General features: G+C 62.8%; 1 protein-coding gene. It reads left to right on the plus strand.

Translation table 11 applies throughout. The annotated features are described in order from the left end of the window. Positions 1–228 precede the first annotated feature (228 nt). Complete coding sequence (locus K228_RS30000; RefSeq protein WP_245603605.1) at positions 229–603, plus strand: hypothetical protein; 375 nt, start codon at positions 229–231, stop codon at positions 601–603. Positions 604–1,025: the final 422 nt, after the last annotated feature.

Here is a 1,025-nt window from a genome sequence, read left to right on the forward strand (position 1 = left end):
AGGGCAACTCCCCGACCAACTGCGAGGGCAGCCCGGACCCGATCGAGAACTGCTTCGGCTGATCGGCGGGTAGCGAACGAGAATCCCCAGCCCTGGCAGACCGGGGCTGGGGATTCTTCGCGCGCCAGGAGCCTCGGCCTCAGCCTGCGCAACTTCGTCGAGTTCGCCGATGCCTTCGAAGCCCGTGTCCGGACCGGTGGCTGTTGAAAATCAACTGTTGTCGGTTGGGTGACTCGCCGTGATTGCCTGGTGGCCGTCGATCTACATGCTGGTGGGACGCAGCGGACGGTGGTGCTGGGACTGATCTGCGCGTTGGTGCTGGCTGGGCTGACCGGATGTAGCGCGCCTACCGAGGGCGTGGTCGGAATGCGGCTGGACGCCGACGGCCGGTTGGTCGGAGTATTCGACTGGTGCCGGGGCAAAGCCGGGACCGACGCGATCATCCTCTACCTCGGCCTGAACGGTGGCGGTGTCACCGACGAGGTGATCCAGCGCGAGCGGGATCCCGCTCGCAGCGCCCACACCGCAGAGGAAGTCGTACTGCTTGATCCGGCGGCTGGTTGGCAGACGAAGCTGGCGCCACCGTCACTAGGTGACGGCTAGATCTACAACCTGCCTGCATGGAACAAGAATGACGGCGTAGGGAAGGGCATTCCGTTTTGGATCAGCGAGCTGCGCGGCCAGGCCGGCTCCGCCGCGATCCTTACCAAGCAGTGGGGGCGGGAGCGCGGTGGCTTCGTTGCCGCGTTTCACACGCCCGAAGAATTTGCTCGCTACGCCGACACGGTATGCCGTGGCTGAAGACCCACATACCGGCCACGACTCGTCTAATCGGTCGTAGAGGCATTTTCTGCCCTGGTGGCATGCTACCGGCGTTATTGGGATATATCACCTGATACCGGAGCCGACGCTCGTCCTGAACAACCCGCAGTAAGCCGTATGTGGGTTTGCTTGAGGTAAGCCCACAAAACGAGAAAGGTTCTCATACAGTGCTTCTGGGGGCTACAACCGATTTGTGGCAGGGA

It is taken from the genome of Salinispora cortesiana (genome assembly GCF_000484695.1).
GTDB lineage: Bacteria > Actinomycetota > Actinomycetes > Mycobacteriales > Micromonosporaceae > Micromonospora > Micromonospora cortesiana.